Origin of the sequence: Vibrio sp. 1CM24A (assembly GCF_023161725.1) — a bacterium.
GTDB lineage: Bacteria > Pseudomonadota > Gammaproteobacteria > Enterobacterales > Vibrionaceae > Vibrio > Vibrio coralliirubri.
In genome coordinates this window covers 372518-392216 of sequence record NZ_JALNTS010000007.1, presented here as the reverse complement: position 1 = coordinate 392216, position 19699 = coordinate 372518, and the positions used below count along the sequence as shown (strand labels likewise).

Below are 19699 nucleotides of genomic sequence, written 5' to 3'. Positions count from 1 at the left end.
ACTTAGTTAATCAATGAGGACCTAATGGTCCTCATTTTGCTATTTAGCCCGCAGAAAACCTTAGTTTATGTAGGTACATTGTAAACAGTTCAGTTAATCAATCGTATGACCCACTCTATGAAAAACAATCACTCAAATAAAACCAGTCACTCTAAGAAAAACATCGTTGTGCTAGTTTCAGGAAGCGGAAGTAACTTACAGGCAATTTTGGATGCCTGTGATAACAATATGATTGATGCTTCAGTTAAAGCTGTCTTCTCAAACAAAGCAGAGGCTTTTGGATTAGAACGAGCGAAAACCGCAGGTGTTGACGCACATTCAGTGAATCCAAAAGACTTTGGCTCACGTGAAGAGTTCGATCATGAATTGATGATTCAGATTGATGCATACCAACCCGATTTAATCGTACTTGCGGGATACATGCGTATCCTGAGCTCAGAGTTTGTTCGTCACTATGCGGGTAAAATGGTCAACATTCATCCTTCCCTGTTACCTAAATACCCAGGCCTACACACCCACCAGCGTGCCATTGATGCGCAAGACAAAGAGCACGGAACTAGCGTCCACTTTGTTACCGAAGAGCTTGATGGTGGCCCTGTGATCTTACAAGCTAAGGTTCCGGTATTTGAAGATGACGATGCTGATATGCTGGCAAGTCGAGTGCTTACTCAAGAACATTGCATTTACCCTATGGTCTGTAAATGGTTCGCCGAAGATCGTTTATCAATGCTAAATGGGCAAGCTGTCTTAGACGGTAAGGCATTAGGTAAACACGGTTACGCGGAAGAGTAATTCTTCAGAAACTAAATCAAATCCAAAAAAAGGCCGCTTACTGATTCATTAGTTCAGTAAGCGGCCTTTTTTATAGGGTTCAAATAATACTATTCGGGATACTTAGCTCAGCTCAATGGCTCAGTTGGCGCTTGGCTTGCTACCTTCTTCGGCGCATAAGCGACATCTTCCAATGCTTTATGATTGTTGCCAATCAGCTCACCAAAATGAAACAGCGCGTATTCGCCCGGCTTCATTCTAAACCACTCTTCATTGTCTGTTAGAGGCTGAGTTGCCACCACTGTAACCACATCATTAGGCGTAGTTTCTTCCTGGAAGTTAATCTCAACATCTTCATCAATCAGGCTCGCTTTACCAAAAGGTGCGCGCCTTGTTATCCAGTACAAATGGTTGGTGCAGTAAGTCATCACATACTCACCATCACTGAGTAACATGTTAAATACGCCTTTCTCACGCAGCTTGTCACAACACTCAGCCACAAAGCGGAACATACCTTCCATATCTTGAGGTGGTTCCGGGAAACGCTCTTCAAGTTGTTTGAGTAGCCAACAGAAAGAGAGCTCACTGTCTGTCTCGCCAACCGGTCTGAAACGACCACTGATCAGATCGTCGTAATCCGTTAATTGACCATTGTGAGCAAAGGTCCAGTATCGCCCCCAAAGCTCACGAGTAAAAGGGTGTGTATTCTCTAGATTAACACCACCACGGTTCGCTTGACGGATATGACTGACAACGGCTTGGCTTTTAATTGGGTAGTTTTGAACCAACTCAGCGATCTTTGATTCACAGCTAGGGTTAGGATCTTTAAATGTACGAAAACCCTTTCCTTCATAGAAGGTAATACCCCAGCCATCGCGGTGCGGGCCAGTATTGCCTCCACGCTGCATAAGACCAGTAAAGCTAAAACAAATATCAGTTGGCACATTCGCGCTCATACCGAGCAATTCACACATGGTTTAATCTACTCCCTATTAAAACCAATGGAGCCACAAACCTGGGTTCCAAATGTCTGTAAAACTATTATTCCATCTCTTTTTCAACAAGCTGAATCACAATATGAATGATCTTAATGTGAATCTCTTGGATGCGATCTGCGTAACCAAAGTGTGGTACTCGGATTTCAATATCGGCGCAACCCGCCATTTTGCCGCCATCTTTACCCGTCAATGCAATCGTCTTCATGCCTTTAGCTTGAGCAGCTTCAATCGCTTTTAGAATATTGGCAGAGTTACCTGAAGTCGACAGACCGAACAACACATCACCTTTACGACCTACCGCTTCTACATAACGAGAAAATACGTGGTCGTAGCCAAAATCATTACTCACGCAAGACAGGTGGCTTGGATCTGAAATCGCAATGCCAGCGTAACCTGGACGGTTTTCACGGTATCGGCCTGTAAGCTCTTCCGCAAAGTGCATTGCATCACAGTGTGAACCACCGTTGCCACAAGAAAGCACTTTACCCTCTTGCTTGAATGACTCAACAATCAGTTTTGCCGCCGCTTCAATTTGAGCGATGTTATGGTCATCACTCAAGAACTTATTCAGAACGTCAGCAGCTTCGTTCAATTCACTTTTGATTAGGTCATGGTACATAAGGCTTATCTCTTATATTTTTTTACGCAACTTAAAGTACGTGAAATGAGAGCTGAGGGTTTTCCCCTCTTTTACCTGAGTTTACCCACAAACATGAAATAGTGTCGACACTTAAGCCCAAAGATTGCCACCTTTATTAGGGTCTCACTGCCGATCCGTCCAAATATTCGCCACCAACCTCTCACAATTAGAACTTTAACTCTATTGAGATCACTTTTTATTCACTTTGGAGTTTTACAAATATTTAATATTTTGTTTACACTTGACTGGTTAGACCTCTTACCTAAAGCTTAATAACAATAAGTGATCTCTGAAAAGGAAATCGATCATGAACATATTGCTCTCCCTACTCGGCATGACCGCCATCTTAGGCGTCTGTCTTTACCATAGAGTTAGTCTGGTACGTGCCTTAGTTGTATTAACCGGCGCAATGGTAGCATTAACACTGTTTGGCGGCGTGGCTGTTACTGGCTGGCTTTGCTATCTATTAGCCGTTGCGATCTTTGCTGTACCGACCATACGTCAGACACTGATCAGCCAAAAAGCACTCTCTTTATTTAAGAAAGTTCTACCAGCAATGTCTCAGACAGAAAAAGAAGCACTAGAAGCTGGCACAGTATGGTGGGAAGCAGAGCTGTTCAAAGGTAAACCTGAATGGAAGAAGCTTCAGAACATTGCTGACCCGAAACTGTCTGAAGCTGAGCAAGCGTTTTTAGATGGTCCAGTAAATACCGTGTGTGAAATGGTCAATGATTACCAAGTGACACATGAGCTTGCTGATTTGCCACCAGAAGTATGGCAATACCTGAAAGACCATAAATTCTTCGCCATGATCATCAAGAAAAAATACGGCGGCTTAGAGTTCTCAGCTTACGCTCAATCTTTGGTTCTACAAAAGCTAACGGGCGTTTCTAGTGTATTGTCATCGACCGTTGGCGTACCTAACTCGTTAGGCCCTGGTGAGCTATTACAGCACTACGGTACCGAAGCACAAAGAAACCACTACCTGCCTCGCCTAGCGGAAGGTAAAGAGATCCCTTGTTTTGCTCTGACTAGCCCAGAAGCCGGTTCAGATGCAGGTTCAATCCCAGATTACGGTGTGGTTTGTAAAGGCGACTGGCAAGGCGAAGAAGTACTAGGTATGCGCCTAACTTGGAACAAGCGTTACATCACTCTCGCGCCTGTCGCGACCGTTTTAGGCTTGGCTTTTAAATTGCGTGACCCGGATGGTCTGCTTGGTGACCAAAAAGATCTTGGTATCACTTGTGCGCTTATCCCAACGGATTTAAAAGGCGTAGAGATTGGCAACCGCCACTTCCCACTAAACGTACCTTTCCAAAATGGCCCGACGCAAGGCGACGATATCTTCGTGCCTATCGATTTCATCATTGGTGGTCAGAAAATGGCCGGTCAAGGCTGGCGTATGCTGGTTGAGTGTCTGTCGGTTGGTCGTGGTATCACACTGCCTTCAAACTCAACTGGTGGCATTAAGTCTGCCGCGCTTGCAACTGGCGCTTACGCTCGTATCCGCCGTCAGTTCAAACAACCAATTGGTCGTATGGAAGGGGTTGAAGAGCCACTTGCACGCCTGGCAGGTAACGCTTATGTAATGGACGCTGCAAGTAACCTAACCGTCGCAGGTATCGACCTTGGCGAAAAGCCTTCGGTTATCTCTGCAATCGTTAAGTACCACTGTACTCACCGTGGCCAACGCAGCATCATTGATGCGATGGATATCGTCGGTGGTAAAGGCATTTGTTTAGGTCCATCGAACTTCCTAGCTCGTGGCTACCAAGGCTCACCTATTGCGATTACGGTTGAAGGCGCAAATATCCTGACTCGTTCAATGATCATCTATGGTCAAGGTGCGATTCGCTGTCACCCTTACGTACTTAACGAAATGGAAGCGGCTTATTCTGAAAGCAGCGATGCGCTTGATAAGTTTGATTCAGCGTTAGCAGGACACGTTAGCTTTACGATGAGTAACCTAGTCCGCAGCTTGTGGTTTGGTTTAACCGATGGTCGTGGTTCTGATGCGCCAACACCTTCAAATAAAACAGATAAACAGACACAACGTTATTACCAACAACTAAACCGCTACAGTGCAAACCTAGCGCTACTGTCTGATATCTCAATGGCTGTTCTAGGCGGCTCCCTGAAGCGTAGAGAACGTTTATCAGCAAGACTGGGTGATATCCTGAGTCAACTTTACCTAGGTTCAGCAACATTGAAACGCTTTGAAAGCGAAGGCAGCCACGCTGAGGATCTACCGCTAGTGCATTGGGGTATGCAAGATAGCTTACGTCAGACTGAAGTGGCGATTGATGAGTTCTTAGCGAACTTCCCTAACCCTGTGATTGGTCGTCTGCTTCGTGTTGTGCTAATGCCATTTGGTCGTATCCGTCGAGCACCAAACGACAAACTGGATAGCAAAGTCGCGCACATTCTACAAACACCAAGCGAAACACGTTCTCGTATAGGTCGCGGCCAATACCTAGAAGCGACGGAATACAACCCAGTAGGTAAGATTGAAAAAGCGCTAGAAGTGATTCTTCAAGCTGAACCTCTGTTCGACAAAGTCTGCAAAGAGACACATCAAAAACGTGCCTTCTTACGACTTGATCTTGTTGCTCAGTTGGGACTTGAGAAAGGTATCTTAACGCAAGACGAAGCAAATCTTCTGATTAGCGCTGAGGAACATAGACTGTACACGATTAACGTGGATGACTTCTCACCAGAGGAGCTTGCAGCAAAGTCTCAATACCCAGACCAATCGATTGATAACGTCGCTTAAGACCAGAAAAAGAAACAAAAACGGGACTCCTATGAGTCCCGTTTTTTTGTTCATGATTTCGTTGCCACAAATTCCAATTCTTTATCTAGCGGCTTATTCTCTCTAGACAATCTAATCATCTAAGCGAGTTACTTCGGCGCCTTGAGCTGCATCTCAGGTAACGCTTTTTTCTTCGCCTTAACCTTACGAGCCACAAACCAAATCAATAAGCCCAATAGAATCGCGACCACATTACCCACCGCAATAATGATCATACTGCGCTGTCTGTCATCTTCACGTTTTTGAAGGATCATCAACTCTGTTGCGATACGCTTCTGTTCAGCAAGTGCTTCTTCTTGAAGGCGTCGTGACTCTGCTAAGTCGATATCTTCAACAACGCTGTACGACTGCTCGGTAATAGGAAAGATCAGCGGGCGCTGACTTGAAGCATCAGTGGCGTAAACCATCCCTGACCAATTATAAATCCCCAAATCGCCATTATAAGGCACCTCAAGAGCGACTTTCATTGCGTCGACTTCAGCTTGCCCCTGCTTGTACATCACATATTCATCAGGAGCCTTGTGCTCAACATGAACCGCTAACGAGCTCGGTGCGATCATCCCCTGCTCACCAGACACCACAATCGTATGAGGTAAACCCTCTTTTCGTGATTGAATGAAGGTGCTAGTGATCGGTGTTGGGTAAACCAAGACTTCTTGCTCTTGCGCTCGCAGGAACACACCATTACCAGAGGTAATACGCGCTCGGTATTTACCGGGCTCGATATCAATTGGCAAAGAAACCGTGAACACACCATCTCCAGCCTTTTCATCAAGATCAACGCCATCATCGGCAAACTCGCCCATCACAACCGGCACCGGGCGCGCTTCTCTCACCAAAGACTCTTCGTTTTCAACAAACTTAATAAAGGTGACCTTAAGCTTCACGCGATCGAGAAAATCGCGCAGCACCAGCGGCTTGCCATCAGAAGTCAGTCGAGCGGTAAATTTGATGCGTTCTGTTTGATACAACTTATCTGGGAACTCATTAGCATCTAAAACTAGATGAGACAGGAGCTTGATGTTGTTCTTAGGGGAAACTTTACCGACCGCTTGCCAAGGGCCAGGCATCGGATTGTCGATAGAGATAATGTCCATGGACGACTCTTCGTACCAACGGACATTATCAGCATTGCGCCAAGAGTAGTATTTCTTGCCGTCAGGACGAACCAAAACGACAGGCTTAGAGTTATCGGCTCGATAAATCACAAAAGTGACTTGTTCAATACTGGGATCAACGCGAAAACGGTTGTCCAATAAACTCATTACGGATTCCGTTGCCGCATGTAAGCTAAAGCTTAACAGCAATAAGTAACCGGTAGCCAATACCCTTAACATACTTTCTCCCTACTGACGCCAAAGGCAGCTTCCGCTTTTCTCGACGAGGTCTAAACGATTTTGATGCGCTTCTACTTCATCGGCCGTAGCTCGTAAAACCTTTAGGGATTTTCGACCACTTTCTACTCTTCGTATGCTTTCGGCTTCGCCTTCCTGTTGACCAGCGTTAAATTGCAGCGAAGTTTGACCACCCGTCATCAATAAGTAGACGTCAGCTAGGATCTCCGCATCGAGCAATGCGCCGTGGAGAGTACGGTGCGAGTTATCAATACCATAACGGTCACATAAGATATCTAGGTTGTTTCTTTTACCCGGGAATATCTTCTTCGCCATTGCCAAGGTATCGGTAACTTTACAGTAGTCATCCGTTTTACCTATCGCAGGGTTGAGCTTCTCAAACTCATAGTCCATAAAGCCCGTATCGAAGGGCGCGTTATGAGCCACCAGCTCAGCACCTTTGATAAAGTCGAGAAACTCTTTATGTATGTCTTGGTATTCAGGCTTATCAATCAAGAATTCATCGGTAATACCGTGAACGCCAATCGCCTCTTCTTGAATCGCACGATCAGGCTTGATGTAGACGTGGAAATGACGCCCGGTCAGCCTACGGTTGATAATCTCGACTGCACCAATTTCAACGATGCGGTGACCCATATAGTGAGGGCCACCTTCTGTATTCATACCGGTGGTTTCGGTATCGAGTACAACAATGCGCTTATTTTCGTTCGAACTGTTTTTTTCGTTCGTGCTTTGTTCTGGAGTGCTACTGGTATTCATAAGGATAACTGTGTCAGACTATGCCGATAATGTGCTTGAGGTAATAGTATCAAATCATGACGAAACAAGTTGAAATTTTCACTGATGGTTCTTGTTTAGGCAACCCTGGTCCCGGTGGCTATGGCATCGTACTTCGCTACAAGAAAGTCGAGAAGACGCTAGCAGAAGGCTTCACGCTAACAACCAATAACCGCATGGAAATGCTCGCCGCTGTCGTTGCTCTCCAAGCCCTCAAAGAGCCTTGCTCTGTGATTCTGACCACAGATAGCCAATACGTGCGTCAAGGCATCACACAGTGGATTCATAACTGGAAAAAGCGTGACTGGAAAACAGCCGACAAGAAACCGGTTAAAAATGCCGATCTGTGGCAAAGGCTCGATAAAGAAACCGCTCGCCATAGCGTTGATTGGCGCTGGGTAAAAGGACACGCAGGACACAGAGAAAACGAAATGTGTGATGATTTAGCGAGAAACGCAGCGGAGAATCCGACTCAAGAAGATACGGGCTATCAACCAAGCTAACCGCTTTTTAAATTAGACGCACATTTCAGAAAGCGATTTATAATTTCTCAATCGAATTGATAGATGAAAAGCCGACAACTAGTCGGCTTTTTCTGTTTTTAGCGGATATGACGCTTTGGCTGAATCCATTGTACGACGCGTATTGGTTCTAAAACTTGCCCCAACAGGCGAGAAACGTCGCTTAAGGTGCCAATGTGGTTTGATGGGTTTTAGCGGGTAAGTACGCTTACGAGCAACAATAAAGTATTGGCTTCCGGCGAAGGATGCACAACCACCTAAACTGTTCTCCAACCACGTCCACATCGCTTGATACTTACTCATCGGAAACAGCGCGTAGGTGTCACAATGAATTACTTCATAGTTAAGTACACCTAACCAGTCTTTAATTCGACTTGGCGTGTACATGCGGCCACTCCAGGGTAAGCTGTTCTTTCGCCAAGGCATCAAACTGGCAAGCCCAGTGACACTGATTGGGTTGAAGCCAGTGATAATGATATAGCCATCGTCCATCATCACTCGATCGACTTCTCTCAATAATCGATGCGGGTCATTGCTATAATCTAGCTGATGACTCAGTACTACAACATCAAAGCTTTTCTCCAAAAAGGGTAAATTATAGCCATCCGCTATCACATTATGTAATGGGTTCTGGATATCTAGGTTTACTTGATGTTGAATGTTGCATGTGCAGCTAGAAATCTCACTACTGAGGCCACCGAGCTTGAGCATATGGTAACCAAATAGCTTTGGGCACCACTCATCGAGTCGAGTTTGAATAGATTCTCTCAACCAGTCCCCATTGTGCAATTGCGCCCAAGTGTAAGGACGTTCAAACTTCTTTCTGCTACGTGCTGGCTTCATCAATAATCTGTCTCACTTATTCTGTCGCACTAAAAGTGACTGGAGAACCAATAATGTTACATATCAAAAGCATACCTGCATTTAACGACAATTACATCTGGCTGATTCAAAATAGCGATCGCCGTTGTGCTGTCGTCGACCCTGGTGATGCGGCTCCAGTATTAGAGTACTTGGCACACCATGAGCTAACTTTAGATGCAATCTTGATTACACACCACCACCACGATCACATTGGTGGCGTTCCAGAACTCGTTAGACAATTTCCCGGCGTGGATGTTGTGGGTCCAAGGAATGAACCTATCCCTACCTTAACTCATCCGGTCGATGATGGTGATCAATTAGAACTGTTTGGCGAAGTATTTCTCGTCCTAGGACTCAGTGGCCACACCGCGGGTCATATTGGTTATGTGGGCGATGCCAAACTGTTTTGTGGTGATGTGCTGTTCTCTGCGGGTTGTGGCCGAATCATGGAAGGCACACCACAACAGATGTTCGATGCACTGAATAAAATCACGGCGCTACCTCAAGAAACCGAAGTTTATTGTGCACATGAGTACACTGCAGCCAATATCGCTTTCGCATTAGCCGTTGAGCCTGATAACCAACATTTGCAGCAATATCGCGACCAAGTGAACCGACTTCGTGCTCAAAATAAGTCGACCATCCCCACAAATTTGAGACAAGAGAAGTTTGTGAACCCCTTCCTGCGCTATACCGAGCCAAGTGTAGTGAAATCAGTGTCTAATCGCACCGAGCAGACCGATCCTTTATCGGTATTCACCGCTTTACGTGCGTGGAAGAACGAATTTTAACAAATACAGACTTGTCACTCATAGGGGGTGGCAAGTATTATCATCGGCCGTTAATTAAAAAGGCTGTAACATGCGAGTTAAGTACAGCTGGGCTTTGGTATTACTACTTTCTGGTTGCCAATTAACTCAGTCAGAGAATCCAGACCAAGCTTCCGAGCAAACCAACACATCTCCTACTAAAGAAGTTTCTCAAGCGAACGTTTCATCAGAAGCAACAGCCAAAGAAGATCAAAAAGTTGAAGCACCTGTCGTTACTCCACAAACACAAGAAGATGTTTGGAAACGCATTGCGATGCAACTTGAAATGGAAGTGCCAGACCAAAAGAAGGTCGACTACTACCGAACTTGGTACCTCAAGCACCCGAGTCATCTAAAAACCGTATCAAAGCGTGCCGAACCTTTCCTATATCTGATCACCACTAAGATTGAAGAAAAAGGCTTACCACTAGAACTGGCCCTATTGCCCGTTGTAGAAAGTTCTTTCGATGCGTTTGCCTATTCTCATGGTAGTGCAGCAGGTCTATGGCAATTCATTTCAGGCACAGGCAAAGACTACGGGCTTGAACAAAACTTTTGGTATGACGGCCGCCGTGATGTTGCCGCCTCTACCGACGCCGCATTGGATTTTTTATCAGACCTTAACCGACGTTTCGATGGCGACTGGAACCACGCGATTGCTGCCTATAACAGTGGCGGTGGTCGAGTAAACAGCGCAATCCGTAAGAACAAAAAGTTGGGTAAACCAATCGATTTCTTCTCGCTAGATTTACCAAAAGAGACCAGCAGCTATGTACCTAAACTGCTTGCTCTAGCTGATGTCATTGCCAACCAAGAAAAGTATGGCATCGATATTCCGGCGATCCCGAACAAGCCAGTGCTGACTCTGGTTAACCCTGAAGAACAGCTTGATTTAGCCATTGCTGCGAACTACGCAGGCATTCCTGTCAAAGAACTTCAAGGTTACAACCCGGCTTACAACCAATGGGCTACAGCACCAGAGAAACACCAACAACTATTACTTCCTTTAGACTCAGTTGAAAGATTCAACAAAGAAGTCGCTGCCAATAAAGGCAAAGGCATGAAGTTGGTGCGTTACAAGGTTCAATCTGGTGACAGCATTAGCGTACTGGCAAGCAAATATAACACCACCAGCAAAGTGATCCGCTCTGCGAACGGTTTGAGCAACAACAATATTCGTATTGGCCAGCACTTACTTATCCCAACGTCAACCAAAGACGACAAGACATACGCCCTAAGCGCTTCAAATCGCCTAGCAAGCACACAGTCGAAGAGTCGTGGTCAATATAAGCTTAGCCATACTGTAAGAAGTGGTGACAGCCTATGGACGATTGCACGCGCAAATAAGGTCTCTCACCAATCACTGGCTAAGTGGAATGGTATGGGGCCACGCGACACGCTTAGAGTTGGTCAAGAACTGGTCATTTGGAAAAATGGCTCAGACGGCGCCATCATCCGTACGATCTTTTATAACGTAAGATCAGGTGACACAGTCAGCGGTATTGCATCAAAGTTCAAAGTAAAAAGTGCAGATGTTGTAAAATGGAACACTTTGCAGAACAAGAAATACCTACAGCCAGGACAAAAACTGAAGCTGTATGTTGATGTAACTAAGGTAAGTGTATGAACCCGTCAAGTAACCCACTCGTCATGCTGTTGGATATATTCCGTTCGCCAACAGCTTGTTTCTTAGCGCTTTATCAGCGAAGTGCTTGGGGATGGCAACCCTACGTCGTATTAATGCTCAGCCCATTTTTATTTTGGGGTGCTTATTTTTCGAATGTAGATTTTGCATGGTTAAGTGCAGAGCTATCGCAGCAACTGGCTCAAACGAACCCTGACCAACTGGCGTTACTTGACAGCAATACCTTACTCGCGAGTGAGATCATCAGCGACGTATTTGGCCGAACATTAACCATTGTTCTATTGGCATTCTGGTTTAACCTAGCAACCAAGCCAAGCCAACACCAACACAGCTTTTGGCGATGGTTTGCAGCGGCATCGGTTGTTATATTCCCAGCTGTTTTAGGTGATGTAGCAAGCTACGCAAGCCTGATACTCAAGCATGGACATGTGATGAACTACGCTGCAGACTTGAACAGCTTAAATGGCTTGATCAAGTTACCGCTAACTAATGATTGGTCACAGTTTGCTAGCTCATTACCACTGCTTCTGCCATGGTACATCGTGCTAGGTTATGCCGCGGTATTGACGTGGACTGAGTTTGAACGCGGGCAAGCGCTTGTGATTTCAGGCTTACCATGGGTTGGATACTACCTAATCTGGGCGCTCTACATTTTAATCTTTTAAGTTGAAGAGATAAGGCTAGCGAAAACTCTCTAGCCTATTGTTCCGTTAGATTTCCCAAGGTAACCACCGTGCGAATGGTTAAGTTCCAATGACGAATCGCTAATCACTATTTAGCCTTAAAGGTCACTCGCATAGGGTTATGATCAGAAGCGTCCGTAATGGGCGCTTTTGCTTTTTCTACCTCTAGCCCTCGATAGAACACGTGGTCGAGCACCAGTCCTGTTATGAACTGAGTTCTGTTATCTGGCTCAAAGGCAACTTCCGTCAAACCAACCTTCTCCAACGCATCTTTCAATACAGCAAAGCGAGCTTCACTCCAGCTATTAAAATCCCCAGCAAAAATAACAGGCCCACGATATTTTTGCAGATTGTCAGTTAAGCTCTTGAGCTGAGCTTCATAATCTTCCGTACCAAAGGTAAAGTTCACGGCATGGATATTAATCACAGCCAACTCTTCGCCATTGCTTAGTTGGTAACGCGACCAAAGCGCGGATTTAGGCAATTGAAGCCAAGGTTCTTCATGAGTATAAGCACAAGCTTCAATCGGCAAATGAGTTGCTAGGTTGAGTACCCCTGCACTTTGCTCAAAGGCCTCAAACGCATTCACACGAGTGCTTCCCCACTGGCCGCTCGTTACCCATTGGCGAAGTCCTTCTGTCATACTCGCTTCTTGCAGCAAGACTAAATCGCTACCTGCCGACAGCTTATTTAACTCACTCTGCCAATTATTTCGGTTTTGTTTATAGATATTCCACACCGTAATGTCTAAGCCATCAGACACATCAATCGCTTTCGGTGCAGAGTTTTGGTAGCAGCTGTAGATGTCGTTACTGGTACTTTGAGAGGAAGTGATCAGGTTGGGTTTATTCGGGATCACGAAGATAAAATGAAAACTAACGACAGCAAGCGTTATCAATAGCGTGATAACAATGATGGTTTTCTTAAACATACAACACCCTACCAGAAATGAAAAAGGAGCGATAAACGCTCCTTTTAGGGTAATAGTTTTTTTATACGGCGTCTTCGTCTTCTTCGCCAGTACGAATACGTACCACACGTTCAACTTCAGTAATGAAGATCTTACCGTCACCAATTTTACCTGTTTGAGCCGTCTCGATGATGGTATCAACACATTGGTCAGCCACTTCGTCGGTCACAACGATTTCTAGTTTCACTTTAGGTAAAAAGTCGACCATGTACTCTGCGCCGCGGTATAGCTCAGTATGACCTTTTTGACGTCCAAAGCCTTTAACTTCAGATACTGTCATACCCGTAATGCCCACTTCTGCAAGTGCTTCACGTACATCATCAAGTTTGAATGGCTTGATAATGGCTTCAATCTTTTTCATGTTCATCCCTTAAACTGTGCGAATGGCTCATTATCGGTTAGCTATAGTAAACATTCAATGAAAAAAGCCAGAGCTTTAAAGCTCTGGCTCGAAATTTATCATCTTGTTTAATCAGCGCTTTGAGAAGGTTTTACTTAAGGCTTGCGTAGTAAGCGGCTAGATTCGCGATGTCTTCATCACTCAGCATTGAAGCTTGAGCCTGCATTACAGCGGCCAAACCGCCGGTGCGCTGGCCGTTCTTATAGGCCTTAATTGATGAAGCGATGTATTGCTCGTTTTGACCTTTAAGGTTTGGATAGCCAGGGATCACTGCGATACCGTCTGCACCATGACATGCCGCACAGATTGCTGCTTTAGCTTGACCCGCAGCAACATCAGCCGCCAGTACGTTACCACTCAATAGTCCAAATCCAAGAACTAATCCTAGTGTAATTTTCTTCATTGCATATTCCATTAATTATTTTTATTAAAGTGACGGTGAATTGTGACACAAACTTTTTCTACTTGCTCCAAAGCGCTTCACAATCTTGACCTTCGTAGTTTTTATCTACGAATAAGCCTAAAACAGCGATCACTCGATCGCCATCCATTAGTATCGGCGTTCTGCGTCTTAACCAACTGGGTACTTGGTACTCTTGAAACAACTTCTTCAGCTTCCTGCTATGACCGCGCCCAACAGGGTGTGCTGACAATCCCTCAGGGTTAAAGATCACTCGCAGTGTTCCTCTCGTTGTGTTGAGACTAAAACGTTGCGCATCACAGTGGTTAGATACACCATCACTCGCCGCTGAAGTTAAGTGTAGTTCCCCTAAACCATCAGGCAGAACTAAGCTCTCTTCCATCGAGATATCGCTTTGCCAGTTCGATAAGTCTTTGGTCTCTTTGACGACATAGAGCTGATGATTAAAACGTCTAACCTCAACCTCATTCAACACCAGCTTAGGATTGGCGTCAGCCTGAGCGCATGCCACCTCATCCCATATAAGTTTGAGCTGCTTTTGGCTCGGCATCGGTTGATTACAGCAGCTCAGCCACATTCTTAATATACGTGCACGCAGTAAATCAGAGTGCTGAGATAGTGCTTCTATACTTATGCTTTGACTTTGATTGCCACCTAAAGCTTGCTGTAAGTGAGACTCAAGCAACTCATCCAACAGTAACTCTTGCTCTGCACATAGCTGAGCGCTGCGACTGACCGACTCTCGGAAACTAGGCCAACGCTCGGTCAGTGTCGGAGTGACTTGATGACGAATAAAATTGCGGTCAAAGCGAACGTCTTGATTACTCTCATCTTCTACCCAAGTTAAAGCCATATCGCGCGCCGCCCCTTCAATATCCGTTCTCGTCACCGACAGCAGTGGGCGAACGATATGAGCACCTGAAAATGGCATCACTTTCGCCATTGAAGAGAGCCCTTTCGGACCACTGCCCCGTTTTAACGCTAACAAGAAAGTCTCTACTTGGTCATCGATGTGTTGACCTGTAACTAATACATCACCTTGTCTAATATGCTTTTTAAAGGCTTGGTATCGCTCGTCTCGAGCCAGCTTTTCAACGCTTTCTCCACGGCTAATATCTAGCGAGACTCGTTCAATAAACAAGGATACCGACAAAGCATCACACCATGTTTGGCACTGCTCTGCCCAATAATCAGCATTGTTGCTTAAGCCATGATGAACATGTACTGCGGAGCACTCAATGCGATGGGACTTAGCGTATTGCGCAGCCAGCTCCAACAAAACTCGAGAATCGACACCACCACTGAAAGCGACGATCAACCGACAAGGCTTAAGCGCGCTTTGATCAAGTACAGATGTGAAGGTATCAATTAAGTGTGTCATGAGGCTAATAAACCAAGAGGTCGTGTGTGAAGGGATAATATTTTAATAATAAAAAAGGGTTGGCACTGAGTCCAACCCTTTCATCATTTGTTCGTATAGCTAGCCTTATCGCTAAGGCAAGTTATCAGCAGTAGCCGTAGCTCATTAGACGCTGGTAACGACGCTCAAGCAGCGTTTCGTTATCAAACTGCTCTAGCTCTTCTAGCTGTTTAACTAACATGTCTTTCATGTTCTGAGCCGTTTGTACAGGGTCGCGGTGCGCGCCACCTAGAGGCTCAGGAATGATTTCGTCGATAAGCTCAAGCTCTTTAAGACGAGGAGCAATCAGGCCCATCGCTTCAGCAGCTTGTGGTGCTTTATCTGAATCGCGCCATAGGATTGAAGCACAACCTTCTGGAGAGATTACTGAGTACGTAGAGTACTGAAGCATGTTCACGTAGTCACCAACACCAATCGCTAGTGCACCACCAGAACCGCCTTCACCCACAACGTTACAGATAACAGGAACTGAAAGGCCAGCCATCACTTTTAGGTTTTTAGCGATAGCTTCAGATTGACCACGCTCTTCAGCACCAACACCTGGGTATGCGCCCGCTGTGTCGATGAAAGTGATGATAGGCATGTTGAAACGCTCAGCAGTTTCCATTAGACGTAGCGCCTTACGGTAACCTTCAGGCTTTGGCATACCAAAGTTACGGATCACTTTCTCTTTAGTCTCACGACCTTTCTGGTGACCAATAACCATAACAGGACGGCCATTTAGACGAGCCATACCACCCACAATCGCTTTGTCGTCAGCGTAAGCGCGATCGCCCGCCATCTCTTCAAACTCTGTGAATGCATGCTCCAGGTAATCTTTGGTGTAAGGACGTTGAGGGTGACGAGCAAGTTGAGCTACCTGCCATGCACCTAAGTCACTAAAGATTTTCTGTTTAAGCTCTAAGCTTTTTTTCTCTAGTTGTTCGATTTCTTTGTCTAGATCTACCGCTGTGTCACCACCGTGACGCGAAACGTCACGTAGCGCTTCGATTTTTGCTTCAAGTTCAGCGATAGGCTTTTCAAATTCTAGAAAGTTCAGGCTCATCTATGAATCCTTGTTGATTCAGCTCCGCATTCGCGAAGCTAAATTTTAGTTAAATTCGAGTTCTACTTGGCTATTTCCAAGCAGCTGTTTTAATTCGTCTAGTAATGTATCACTTGGCGTCACGCGCCATTCTGTGCCCAATGTTAACCGCGCTCTAGCGTCGGCACGCTGGTAGTATACATTGACTGGGACCGTTCCGGCTCTATAAGGTTCTAAGATTTGACTAAAGCGTTCAAAAAATTGACCGTTAATTTGGGATTGGTCGATAGATATCGACACCCCACGAGCATATTTCTCACGGGCGCTTCCTAAGTCCATGACCTCGCGCGCGGACATTTTAAGCCCGCCATTGAAATCATCAAAGCTGACCTGTCCGGAAACGACCACAATTTTGTCTTTTTCGAGCAATTCTGCGTAGCGGTCGAGCGCATCCGAGAACAACATCACTTCCATTCGGCCCGAACGGTCATCAAGTGTCATCAAACCGATTCGCGTACCGCGCTTCGTCGTCATCACTCTCGCAGCAATCACCAAGCCCGCAATTGTTAGTGATTGGTCACGACGCGTTGGCGTGGCATCTTTCAAACGACAGCTGGTGTATTTCGCTAACTCTTTGATGTAAGCGTTAACCGGGTGACCCGTTAAATACAAACCAAGCGTTTCACGTTCACCCTCAAGCCAAACCTTCTCAGGCCATTTAGGCACTTGGGTATACTTGTGCTCAACCTCTTCTGGAGCATCGGTCAACACACCAAACATATCAGATTGACCAAAAGACTCGGCATGGTGATGTTGGCTCGCCGCCTTCACCGCATCTTTCAAAGATGCCATCATCGCCGCTCGGTGAGGACCTAATCTATCTAAGGCTCCGGATAGAATCAACTTTTCGATAACACGTTTGTTGACCTTTTTCAGATCAAGGCGTGCACAGAAGTCGAATAAGTCTTTAAAGTAACCGCCTTTGTTTCGCGCTTCGATGATCGCTTCAATAGGGCCTTCACCGACCCCTTTGATCGCACCGATGCCATAAACAATCGCGCCATCTTCATCCACGTTAAAGCGGTACAGACCCGAGTTGATATCTGGTGGTAAAAGCTTGAGCTTCATACGGAAACATTCATCAACAAGGCCGATAACTTTCTCGGTGTTATCCATATCCGCCGTCATTACCGCAGCCATAAATTCCGCTGGGTAGTGCGTTTTCAGCCATAGCGTTTGATAAGAAACCAGTGCGTATGCGGCCGAGTGAGATTTGTTAAAGCCGTAGCCCGCAAATTTCTCTACCAAGTCAAAGATCTTCATGGCCAGCTCGCCATCAACACCATTGGTTTCAGCACCCTCTTTAAAGGTACCACGCTGCTTTGCCATCTCTTCTGGCTTTTTCTTACCCATCGCGCGACGCAACATATCCGCTCCGCCAAGCGTATAGCCAGCAAGGATCTGTGCGATTTGCATTACCTGTTCTTGATACAGAATGATGCCGTACGTAGGTTCTAGTGTCTCTTTAAGCGATTCGTGCTGCCACGTTTCATCAGGGTAAGAAACCGCTTCTCGGCCGTGCTTACGGTCGATAAAGTTATCTACCATGCCTGATTGCAAAGGACCCGGACGGAACAAGGCTACCAATGCGATAATATCTTCAAAACAGTCCGGTTGTAGACGTTTGATCAGGTCTTTCATACCACGCGATTCCAGCTGGAATACCGCGGTGGTTTCAGAATTTTGTAATAGGTTGAACGATGCTTGGTCATCAAGAGGAATCGACTCGATACGAACCGGCTCTTTACCCTCTTTCTTCAGGCGAGGGTTGACGAGGCCTAACGCCCAGTCGATGATGGTCAGGGTACGCAGACCCAAGAAGTCGAACTTAACCAAACCAGCGGTTTCAACGTCATTCTTATCGAATTGCGTTACTGGGAAGTTACCTTCTGCATCGGCATAGATTGGCGCAAAATCGGTGATCGTGGTGGGTGAGATAACAACACCACCCGCGTGTTTACCGGCGTTTCGCGTACAACCTTCAAGGATGCGACACTTATCAATCAGCTCACGAACTTCTTCATCGCCATCGTAAAGCTCTGGCAATGCAGGTTCAGCAAGGAATGCTTTCTCTAGCGTCATACCCGGATCGGGCGGCACAAGCTTTGAAATTCGATCGACGAAACCAAACGGGTGACCCAGTACACGGCCTACATCGCGGATTACCGCTTTTGCCGCCATGGTACCAAAGGTGATGATCTGAGAAACGGCATCACGACCGTACATTTCAGCCACGTGATCAATAACTTGGTCACGCTTATCCATACAGAAGTCGATATCGAAATCGGGCATGGAGACACGTTCTGGGTTCAAGAAACGTTCGAAAAGGAGATCGTATTCAAGCGGGTCAAGGTCGGTGATATCAAGCGCGTAAGCCACCAAAGAACCGGCACCAGAACCACGCCCTGGACCTACTGGTACATCGTTGTCTTTTGACCATTGGATGAACTCCATTACGATCAAGAAGTAACCTGGGAAACCCATGTTATTGACAACTTCGAGCTCGATCTTGAGTCGCTCATCGTATTCAGGTCTGCGCTCAGCGCGAACTTTTTCGTCAGGGAACAGGAACGCCAAACGTCGTTCAAGACCTTCTTCAGATTTCTTGATCAAGAAGTCTTCAATCGCCAAACCTTCTGTAGGGAAGTTAGGCAGGAAGTATTCCCCTAAACGAACGGTCACGTTACAACGCTTGGCAATCTCAACACTGTTCTCTAGCGCTTCTGGAATGTCTGAGAACAGCTCACACATCTCTTCTTCACTACGTAAGTATTGCTGCGCGCTGTAGTTCTTAGGGCGACGAGGATCGACCATAGTGAAACCATCATGGATCGCCACGCGGATTTCATGAGCATCAAACAGGTCTTCAGTTAGGAAAACCACTTCGTTGGTTGCGACAACAGGCAAGTCTTCCTGTTCAGCAAGCTCTAACGCAAAGTGTAAGTATGATTCTTCATCTGGTCGTCCGGTACGAATCAGTTCCAAGTAAAAACGATCGGCGAAGTACGTTTTGTAAAACTCGACGCTGCTTGCAACCAAATCACGGTTACCTTTCAGTAACGCCTTACCAATCTCACCTTCTTTGGCGCCCGATAGAATGATCAGGCCTTCTGCATTCTCAATTAGCCACTCTTTATCAATAACAGGCTGATGTTGAACATGACCACGAAGGTAAGCTTTCGAGATAAGTAGCGTTAGGTTGTTATAACCTTTGTTGTCCGTTGCGATAACGGTGAGCTTGGTCAACTCGTCACCGAACTCCGGAGACTGCATCAAGAAGTCAGCACCAATAATAGGTTTAACCCCACACCCATGGGCAGTACCGTAAAACTTCACCAAACCACACAGGTTGGTAAAGTCGGTCAATGCTAGAGCAGGCATACCCATTTCAGCGACTTTTTTAACTAATGGTGGCACCTTGGATAGGCCATCCACCATGGAAAAGTCACTGTGTACGCGTAGGTGAACAAATTTTGGATCTGACATTATTTTTCCTGAGTTCTAGGTTTGAGCCTAGGATTACAACTGT

At 45.9% G+C, this 19699-nt stretch carries 17 protein-coding genes; 6 read left to right on the top strand and 11 right to left on the bottom strand.

The features are described from left to right. The first annotated feature begins 117 nt into the window (after positions 1-117). On the top strand, positions 118-792 hold the full coding sequence (gene purN, locus MSG38_RS17595; RefSeq protein ID WP_059019957.1) for a phosphoribosylglycinamide formyltransferase: 675 nt from the start codon (positions 118-120) through the stop codon (positions 790-792). Positions 793-899: 107 nt separating this feature from the next. Here purN and MSG38_RS17590 read toward each other — a convergent pair whose 3' ends face one another. Both MSG38_RS17590 and lpcA read right to left on the bottom strand, forming a co-directional pair. Then, positions 900-1745, bottom strand: a complete 846-nt coding sequence (locus tag MSG38_RS17590) for a class II glutamine amidotransferase (RefSeq protein ID WP_050633987.1) — start codon at positions 1743-1745, stop codon at positions 900-902. Positions 1746-1812: 67 nt separating this feature from the next. Further along, complete coding sequence (gene lpcA, locus MSG38_RS17585) at positions 1813-2388, bottom strand: D-sedoheptulose 7-phosphate isomerase (RefSeq protein ID WP_248402306.1); 576 nt, start codon at positions 2386-2388, stop codon at positions 1813-1815. A 328-nt stretch (positions 2389-2716) separates the two neighbouring features. On the opposite strand from lpcA, the gene fadE reads away from it, so the two are divergent. Further along, positions 2717-5182, top strand: coding sequence for an acyl-CoA dehydrogenase FadE (gene fadE, locus MSG38_RS17580; protein ID WP_248402305.1), 2466 nt, complete (start codon positions 2717-2719; stop codon positions 5180-5182). A 128-nt stretch (positions 5183-5310) separates the two neighbouring features. On the opposite strand, the gene MSG38_RS17575 is transcribed toward fadE, so the two are convergent. Beyond that, positions 5311-6558, bottom strand: coding sequence for a TIGR03503 family protein (locus tag MSG38_RS17575; protein WP_248402304.1), 1248 nt, complete (start codon positions 6556-6558; stop codon positions 5311-5313). 9 nt (positions 6559-6567) lie between these two features. Next, positions 6568-7335 (bottom strand): DNA polymerase III subunit epsilon, encoded by a 768-nt coding sequence (gene dnaQ / locus MSG38_RS17570; RefSeq protein ID WP_010436546.1) that lies wholly within the window; start codon positions 7333-7335, stop codon positions 6568-6570. 56 nt (positions 7336-7391) lie between these two features. On the opposite strand from dnaQ, the gene rnhA reads away from it, so the two are divergent. After that, entirely contained in the window at positions 7392-7856 is a 465-nt protein-coding gene (gene rnhA, locus MSG38_RS17565) for a ribonuclease HI (protein WP_017069372.1), read from the top strand. Between the two features lie 78 nt (positions 7857-7934). Here the strand turns inward: rnhA and MSG38_RS17560 are convergent, their stop codons facing one another. Further along, complete coding sequence (locus MSG38_RS17560; protein WP_017060724.1) at positions 7935-8717, bottom strand: class I SAM-dependent methyltransferase; 783 nt, start codon at positions 8715-8717, stop codon at positions 7935-7937. Positions 8718-8770: 53 nt separating this feature from the next. Between MSG38_RS17560 and gloB the strand changes: the two genes are divergently transcribed. From gloB to MSG38_RS17545, 3 genes are all read left to right on the top strand, one after another. Beyond that, positions 8771-9529: a hydroxyacylglutathione hydrolase gene (gloB, locus tag MSG38_RS17555; RefSeq protein WP_017060725.1), complete on the top strand. Its 759-nt coding sequence runs from the start codon at positions 8771-8773 to the stop codon at positions 9527-9529. A gap of 70 nt (positions 9530-9599) precedes the next feature. Beyond that, positions 9600-11174, top strand: coding sequence for a LysM peptidoglycan-binding domain-containing protein (locus MSG38_RS17550; RefSeq protein WP_048616166.1), 1575 nt, complete (start codon positions 9600-9602; stop codon positions 11172-11174). Beyond that, a complete protein-coding gene (locus tag MSG38_RS17545; RefSeq protein ID WP_017060727.1) occupies positions 11171-11857 on the top strand; it encodes a YIP1 family protein in 687 nt (228 codons plus the stop codon). Before MSG38_RS17550 ends, MSG38_RS17545 begins: the two co-directional genes overlap by 4 nt. A gap of 106 nt (positions 11858-11963) precedes the next feature. Here MSG38_RS17545 and MSG38_RS17540 read toward each other — a convergent pair whose 3' ends face one another. The 6 genes from MSG38_RS17540 to dnaE all read right to left on the bottom strand — a co-directional run bounded on the left by MSG38_RS17540 (position 11964) and on the right by dnaE (position 19656). Further along, on the bottom strand, positions 11964-12806 hold the full coding sequence (locus tag MSG38_RS17540; RefSeq protein ID WP_048612211.1) for an endonuclease/exonuclease/phosphatase family protein: 843 nt from the start codon (positions 12804-12806) through the stop codon (positions 11964-11966). Between the two features lie 61 nt (positions 12807-12867). Then, a complete protein-coding gene (gene glnB / locus MSG38_RS17535; RefSeq protein WP_017063373.1) occupies positions 12868-13206 on the bottom strand; it encodes a nitrogen regulatory protein P-II in 339 nt (112 codons plus the stop codon). A gap of 130 nt (positions 13207-13336) precedes the next feature. Next, positions 13337-13648, bottom strand: a complete 312-nt coding sequence (locus MSG38_RS17530) for a cytochrome c (protein ID WP_050052709.1) — start codon at positions 13646-13648, stop codon at positions 13337-13339. Between the two features lie 58 nt (positions 13649-13706). Continuing rightward, positions 13707-15047, bottom strand: coding sequence for a tRNA lysidine(34) synthetase TilS (gene tilS, locus MSG38_RS17525; protein ID WP_248402303.1), 1341 nt, complete (start codon positions 15045-15047; stop codon positions 13707-13709). 124 nt (positions 15048-15171) lie between these two features. Then, the gene (gene accA, locus MSG38_RS17520) at positions 15172-16131 is read right to left on the bottom strand and encodes an acetyl-CoA carboxylase carboxyl transferase subunit alpha (RefSeq protein WP_008224015.1); all 960 of its coding nucleotides are present in this window, start codon (positions 16129-16131) and stop codon (positions 15172-15174) included. A gap of 45 nt (positions 16132-16176) precedes the next feature. After that, the gene (gene dnaE, locus MSG38_RS17515; protein WP_248402302.1) at positions 16177-19656 is read right to left on the bottom strand and encodes a DNA polymerase III subunit alpha; all 3480 of its coding nucleotides are present in this window, start codon (positions 19654-19656) and stop codon (positions 16177-16179) included. Positions 19657-19699: the final 43 nt, after the last annotated feature.

What these genes read in the sequence shown, in the direction of transcription:
- purN (WP_059019957.1), top strand. Translation starts at nt 118, where the DNA reads ATGAAAAACAATCACTCAAATAAAACCAGTCACTCTAAGAAAAACATC.
- MSG38_RS17590 (WP_050633987.1), bottom strand. Translation starts at nt 1,745, where the DNA reads ATGTGTGAATTGCTCGGTATGAGCGCGAATGTGCCAACTGATATTTGT.
- lpcA (WP_248402306.1), bottom strand. Translation starts at nt 2,388, where the DNA reads ATGTACCATGACCTAATCAAAAGTGAATTGAACGAAGCTGCTGACGTT.
- fadE (WP_248402305.1), top strand. Translation starts at nt 2,717, where the DNA reads ATGAACATATTGCTCTCCCTACTCGGCATGACCGCCATCTTAGGCGTC.
- MSG38_RS17575 (WP_248402304.1), bottom strand. Translation starts at nt 6,558, where the DNA reads ATGTTAAGGGTATTGGCTACCGGTTACTTATTGCTGTTAAGCTTTAGC.
- dnaQ (WP_010436546.1), bottom strand. Translation starts at nt 7,335, where the DNA reads ATGAATACCAGTAGCACTCCAGAACAAAGCACGAACGAAAAAAACAGT.
- rnhA (WP_017069372.1), top strand. Translation starts at nt 7,392, where the DNA reads ATGACGAAACAAGTTGAAATTTTCACTGATGGTTCTTGTTTAGGCAAC.
- MSG38_RS17560 (WP_017060724.1), bottom strand. Translation starts at nt 8,717, where the DNA reads ATGAAGCCAGCACGTAGCAGAAAGAAGTTTGAACGTCCTTACACTTGG.
- gloB (WP_017060725.1), top strand. Translation starts at nt 8,771, where the DNA reads ATGTTACATATCAAAAGCATACCTGCATTTAACGACAATTACATCTGG.
- MSG38_RS17550 (WP_048616166.1), top strand. Translation starts at nt 9,600, where the DNA reads ATGCGAGTTAAGTACAGCTGGGCTTTGGTATTACTACTTTCTGGTTGC.
- MSG38_RS17545 (WP_017060727.1), top strand. Translation starts at nt 11,171, where the DNA reads ATGAACCCGTCAAGTAACCCACTCGTCATGCTGTTGGATATATTCCGT.
- MSG38_RS17540 (WP_048612211.1), bottom strand. Translation starts at nt 12,806, where the DNA reads ATGTTTAAGAAAACCATCATTGTTATCACGCTATTGATAACGCTTGCT.
- glnB (WP_017063373.1), bottom strand. Translation starts at nt 13,206, where the DNA reads ATGAAAAAGATTGAAGCCATTATCAAGCCATTCAAACTTGATGATGTA.
- MSG38_RS17530 (WP_050052709.1), bottom strand. Translation starts at nt 13,648, where the DNA reads ATGAAGAAAATTACACTAGGATTAGTTCTTGGATTTGGACTATTGAGT.
- tilS (WP_248402303.1), bottom strand. Translation starts at nt 15,047, where the DNA reads ATGACACACTTAATTGATACCTTCACATCTGTACTTGATCAAAGCGCG.
- accA (WP_008224015.1), bottom strand. Translation starts at nt 16,131, where the DNA reads ATGAGCCTGAACTTTCTAGAATTTGAAAAGCCTATCGCTGAACTTGAA.
- dnaE (WP_248402302.1), bottom strand. Translation starts at nt 19,656, where the DNA reads ATGTCAGATCCAAAATTTGTTCACCTACGCGTACACAGTGACTTTTCC.